The sequence below is a fragment of the Polaromonas sp. YR568 genome, from assembly GCF_943369675.1.
Classification (GTDB): Bacteria; Pseudomonadota; Gammaproteobacteria; order Burkholderiales; family Burkholderiaceae_C; genus Polaromonas.
Genome location: NZ_CALROB020000088.1, coordinates 1 through 5,458 on the forward strand (window position 1 = coordinate 1; position 5,458 = coordinate 5,458).

Here is a 5,458-nt window from a genome sequence, read left to right on the forward strand (position 1 = left end):
AGTTCGGCCGCGACGATGCGCGCAACCACGTCGGTGGCGCCGCCGGCCGCATAGCCGACGACCAGCCGCACGGGCTTGGCCGGCCAGGCGGGCTGGGCGCGCAGCGGCAGCGCGGCCGTGCAGGCGAGGGCAGTGAAGAGGGCGGCAAAGACGGCGAGGGCCGGCCTGCGTGATGGCGTTGTGCGGGGGCGTGCGTGCGTATCCATGGTTTTGTCTCCTGTCATTTGTTTGTTTGTTTGTTTGTTTGTTTGTTTGTCTGTCTGCATTGCTTCGTGTCGCGCGCCTGCACATGCCGGGGCCGGGCTTGCGGCGACACGGAAATTCTTGACCACACCCCCCCTACCCACAAAACCCGAACGTCCGGCAGACGGACGTTTTATAGTCCCATGCCATGGCGTCCCCTTCCTCCAAACTTTCCCCCAAACCTTCCGCAGCCCCGGCCGAGCCGGCCGACCAGGCCGGCAGCCGCACGCTGCGGCGCGGCCTGCAGGTGCTCGATGCCGTGCTGCAAGGCGGCCGCGAAGGCCTGCGTGTCATCGACCTGTGCCGCGCCGTGGGGCTGGAGCGCGCCACGGTCTACCGCCTGCTGGCGACGTTGCTCGAAGCCGGCTACCTCGCGCCGCGCGGGCGCTTCCGTTATGGGGCCGGGCCGCGCCTGGCCCTGCATGCGCAGCCGCCTTTGTCATCAGATTTCGCGGCGCGCCTGCAGCCGGTGCTGGCGCGCGTGAGCCAGGCCTGCGGCGACGCGGCCTTCGCGATTGTGCGCGAGGGCGCGGCCTCGCACTGCATCGCGCGCCAGGTCGGCACCCACCCGGTGCAGATGCTGGTGATCCAGGTCGGCACACGCCAGCCCCTGGGCGTGGGCGCCGCCGGCCTGGCCCTGCTGGCCGCGCTGCCCGAAGAAGAAGCGGCCGGCGCCATCGCCGCCAACGCGCCGGTGCTGGGGCGCTACGGCGGCATGACGCCGGAGCGGATGGGGATTCTGGTGCGGGCCACGCGTGAACGGGGTTGGGCCGTGATCGGCAATCACGCCACCGAAGGCGTGCTGGCCGTCGGCATGGCGGTGATGGGGCACGACGGCGCGCCGGCCGCGGGGATCAGCGTGGCGTCGACGATGGAGCGGATGCCGCTTGCACGGCAGAAGCTGATTGTCCGGTCCATGCGGGAGGCGTTGGCGGCTTTGTTGCCGGAGGGGTTGTAGGGCGGGTCTTGCGCCGGCCTTTGCGCGCTCCTCTTCGGTTATCTCTGCTGAGGGCTGCTGGCCGGGTCTCGCCCCGGCGGGCGACCTACTTTCTTTTGCTTCGCCAAAAGAACGTAGGCAAAGGTCATGCAATGGGGATTCGCTCACTTCGCGAAGCGAAGTTACGCGAATACCAAAAGGCGACCCTGGTTGCTGCGTCCCCTGCGCTTCGCTCCGGGGCAGCCTGCGGTGCTCGGTCCAGCCGGGGTCAAAAACAACTCGCTTCGCTCAAACAAGTTTTTGCCCTGATCCGTCTGAACCTGCGCTCCTCGGCGCATCCACAAGGGGCAATCGGGAGCGGGAGCGGGGACAAAAAAAGAGGGGAACAGCAAGAGCAAGCGGCGATGCGGGGGCCATGCATTTACTCCCTCTCCCTCTGGGAGAGGGCAGGGGTGAGGGGGCCGTCGGCGGTTGATGTGTAGCTGCGGATGCGAAGGCTGCTGGCCCTCACCCTAACCCTCTCCCAGGGGGAGAGGGGACAAGAAGGAAGACAAATACGGGTTTCTGTCTTCGGCTGTCTGGTATTTGGCTGTTCGGTATTCCTGTCCCCACCCCTTGTGGATGCGCCGAGGAGCGGAGGTCCAGACGGATAAGGGCTGGCGTTGTCTGAGCGAAGCGCAGCGTAGCGAGTTTAGCCAGACCCCGGCTGGACCGAGCACCGCAGGCTGCCCCGTAGCGAAGCGCAGGGGACGCAGCAACCAGGGTCGCCTTTTCTTTGGTGACTTTCTTTTGGCGAAGCAAAAGAAAGTTACTGGCCGCCGGGCCACTCCCGGCCAGCCGCCCTCAACAAAGAGCACAGAGGAAGAGCGCGCAAGGCCGGAGCAAGACCCGGCCTCACTCCCCTCCATCCCCAATCGTGAAATAAAAACTAGCCCCCGCCCCAGGCGCACTCTCCGCCCACACCTCCCCACGGTGCATCTCAATAATCTGCTTGACGGTGGCCAGCCCAATCCCGGTGCCTTCAAACTGAGACGCGGTGTGCAGCCGCTCAAACACCTGGAACAGTTTGCCGGCGTGCGCCATGTCAAACCCCGCACCGTTGTCGCGCACAAAGAAAACAACTTTCCCATCCTCGCCCACCTGGCTGCCGACTTCGATGCGCGGCGCGGCTGTGCCGGCGCTGAACTTCCAGGCGTTGGCGATCAGGTTGCTGAGGACGGAGGTCATCAGGCGGCTGTCGGCTTGCACGACCAGGCTGTCGTGGATGTGGGTTTCGACCACGCGTTGCGGCTCGGCGTCGGTGTGTTGTTTGAGGATGGCTTTGGCGATGATGCTGAGGTTGACGGGTTCGCGGTGCACCTGGCCGCGGGCCAAAGTCGCCAGTGAGAGCAGGCCGTCTATCAGCAGCGTCATCTGGCCGACGCCGCTGCGGATGCGGCCCACCAGTGACAGTGTGGGCTGGTCGGCCTGTAATGATTTGCGGCGCAGCAGCAAGCCGCTGAAGCCGTCTATGGTCGTTAAGGGTCCGCGCAGGTCGTGTGACACGGAATACGAGAAGGCTTCGAGCCGCTGATTGGCTTCCTGCAGGTCGCGGGTGCGGGCTTCTATGCGCTGCTCCAGGCCGTGGTTGAGGAGTTCAATCTGCCGTGTGTGTTTGTGCTGGTGGGTGAAGACGGCCGAGAGGGCCGTGGCCAGCATCAGCAGCAGCACGGTCGCGCCTATGGCGATGCTGGTGTAGCGCTCGGCGCGTTCTTCGGCGGGGGCCAGGGCTTCGTCGGAAGTGGTGGCGACGATGACCACCATGGACAGGGAGGGGATGGTCTTGAAGGCGATGACGCGCGGCACGCCGTCCAGGCCGCTGGGCGCGTTCATGCTGCCGCTGGGGGTTTCGTTTTTTTCGGCCAGGATTTTGCGCAGGTTCAGGTTGCCGGAGACGTCGCCGCCGAAGCTCGCGCTGTCGCCCAGGCGCCGCGCGCGCAGCTGGCCGTCAAAGCCGACGAAGGCGATGTGGCCGTTGTCGCCCATGTCGACCTTTTTGTAAAGCTCGGTGAAGATGGTCGGGTCCAGCCCGACGACGACCACGCCGCCGAAGCTGCCGTCGGGGTTGGTGATGCGCCGGCTGATGTGCACGGTCTGGCGGCCGGTCGTCCAGCCGACCACGGCGTTGCCCACGACGAGCTTGTCGGTGGCGGCGGCTTTCTGCAGCTTGAAGTATTCGCGGTCAGCCAGGTTGGCGCCGTCGGGCAGGGTCAGGCCGACGATGATCTTGCCGTCCTTGTCGAGGATGGCGCGGTAGACCAGCGCCCGGGCCGTGAGGGCCAGCGGCGTGGGCACGTCGTCCAGGCGGGTGGCCCGGCCTTTGTCGGCATAGATGCGGCGCATGTCCAGCAGCAGGCCGTCCACGTCTTCCACGGTGGCGATGGCCTGTTCGGCAAAAATCACCGCGAGGTTGCTGTTGTGCTGCGCCTGGGCGCGCACGGCTTCTTCTTTCTCCTGGCGGATCTGGAAGGCAAAAAACGTCCACACCAGGGCCGACAGCAAAATGCCGGCGGCAACAATCCACCAGACATAAAAGGGCAAGCGCTTGTCCATGGGTCATGGTCTTTCTGGGCTTGGCTACGGAGCCGGAGGAATGACGGAGGAAAGTCGGAGGAAAGTCGGGCGCCGCGAGAGGATGTAGACACGCCGTCCAGCCTAACGGTTCCCGGCTTGATACACCAGCCCGCCTAAACCCCAATCCGGCGAACAGAGCGGCGATATCCCGCCTGTTCAGGGCAATCAAGGGCTATCGGCTTCCTTACAGTGTGCTGAAAGACCGTCCTGGCCCCGGGCCGGCGTGCCGCCCTATCCGGGGCGCGCGCCGCACAGCCCGAAAAAGGCAGGCTGGCACTATTTTCAGAGCGCCGCACGAGACAAAAACCGCCATAACAACAGCTTTATCCGCCTTATCCGCTTCATTCGCCATGCCAGAAAACAAATACCTCGTCAGAGCGCCGCTGCTGGACCCCAAACAACAGGTGGTCGGCTACAAGCTGGCCTGGCGCGGTGCGCCGGCGTCGGCCGGGCTGGAGGACGTGCAGGAACTGCTGGCCTTTGTGGGCGAGCGCGCCCAGGCGGCCGAGCTGGGTTTGCTGTTCCTGGATGCCGACCGCGGCGTGCCTTCGGGCGGGATCGCCGTCGGCAGCCCGCCCAACAACACGGTGCTGATGCTGGACTGCGCCGACCTGGGCGAAGAAAGCCAGCCGGGCATGGCCTCCATGCGCGAGCAGGGCATGCGCCTGTGCCTGCGCGGCATAGACCTGGCCTTTATGGAACTGCATGCCGCCACGCTGCTGCCGCTGGCCACGCACATAGAACTGCCGCTGGGCCACCCGGAATTCGGGGCCATCGTCACCCAGGCCAAACACATAGACCCGCCGCCGCAGGTGGTGGTGAAGAATTTCCCGGGCTGGCGCGAATTTGACGGCTGCATCCCGCTGGGTGTGGGTGGCTTTTTTGAGACGCTGTGCTCCACGCCGCGGCCGCAAAACGCCGGTGCGGCGCTGAGCCCGCAGGGCGTGTTCATCCTGCAACTGATGCAGATGGTGCAGGAAAACGCCGACGTGCGGCACATCGAAGGCGTGCTCAAGCGCGATGCGGCGCTGTCGTACAAGCTCTTTCGTTACATCAATTCCCCGGGTTTCGGCATCGAGGTCGAGATCGAATCCCTGCGCCACGCGGTGACCATGCTGGGCTATACGCCGCTGTTCCGCTGGCTGTCGGTGCTGCTGGCCACCACCAACACCACGGGTTATTCCCACGCGCTGTTGCAGGCCGCCATCGTGCGCGGCCGCTTCGCCGAGCTGCTGGGCAAGGACCTGCTGCCCCGCGCCGAGGCCGAGCACCTGTTTTTTGTCGGCATGTTTTCCTTGCTGGACCAGCTGCTGGGCATCCCCCTGCAAACCGTGGTCAGCCAGATCCTGCTGCCGGAGGCGGTGGTGCAGGCCTTGCTGCACCGCGAAGGGGTGTACGGGCCTTTCCTGGCGCTGGTCGAGGCGTGTGAGCAATCGGACGGGCGGGTGGCGGACAGGGCTGAGGCGCTGTTCATGACGTCCACGCGGGTGAACCAGGCGCACCTGGCGGCGCTGGCGTGGGCGCATACCGTTTCTATCTAGGCGATGGTGGGATTAGCGCCTTCCCCCGCTGGGGGAGGGTTGGGATGGGGGCTCGCGGCGCTTGATGTTTCGCCGCGCCTGTTCGAAGGCTGGTTGGCCCCCACCCCAGCCCTCCCCCAGCGGG

General features: G+C 65.7%; 3 protein-coding genes and 1 pseudogene. 2 read left to right on the top strand and 2 right to left on the bottom strand.

Going from position 1 to position 5,458, the window contains the following annotated elements; translation table 11 throughout:
* Positions 1 to 206 (bottom strand): annotated as a pseudogene (locus tag ACLV8F_RS24615) (tripartite tricarboxylate transporter substrate binding protein); the annotation flags it as partial.
* Positions 207 to 391: 185 nt separating this feature from the next.
* On the opposite strand from ACLV8F_RS24615, the gene ACLV8F_RS24620 reads away from it, so the two are divergent.
* Positions 392 to 1,201 (top strand): IclR family transcriptional regulator, encoded by an 810-nt coding sequence (locus tag ACLV8F_RS24620; RefSeq protein WP_411886824.1) that lies wholly within the window; start codon positions 392 to 394, stop codon positions 1,199 to 1,201.
* An 873-nt stretch (positions 1,202 to 2,074) separates the two neighbouring features.
* Here ACLV8F_RS24620 and ACLV8F_RS24625 read toward each other — a convergent pair.
* Positions 2,075 to 3,772 (bottom strand): ATP-binding protein, encoded by a 1,698-nt coding sequence (locus ACLV8F_RS24625; RefSeq protein ID WP_411886825.1) that lies wholly within the window; start codon positions 3,770 to 3,772, stop codon positions 2,075 to 2,077.
* Between the two features lie 371 nt (positions 3,773 to 4,143).
* Between ACLV8F_RS24625 and ACLV8F_RS24630 the strand changes: the two genes are divergently transcribed.
* A complete protein-coding gene (locus tag ACLV8F_RS24630; protein ID WP_411886826.1) occupies positions 4,144 to 5,334 on the top strand; it encodes an EAL and HDOD domain-containing protein in 1,191 nt (396 codons plus the stop codon).
* The last annotated feature ends 124 nt before the right edge of the window (positions 5,335 to 5,458 follow it).

Bases quoted from the DNA above. Each gene is read 5' to 3' on its own strand.
- ACLV8F_RS24620 (WP_411886824.1), top strand. From the start codon at position 392: ATGGCGTCCCCTTCCTCCAAACTTTCCCCCAAACCTTCCGCAGCCCCG.
- ACLV8F_RS24625 (WP_411886825.1), bottom strand. From the start codon at position 3,772: ATGGACAAGCGCTTGCCCTTTTATGTCTGGTGGATTGTTGCCGCCGGC.
- ACLV8F_RS24630 (WP_411886826.1), top strand. From the start codon at position 4,144: ATGCCAGAAAACAAATACCTCGTCAGAGCGCCGCTGCTGGACCCCAAA.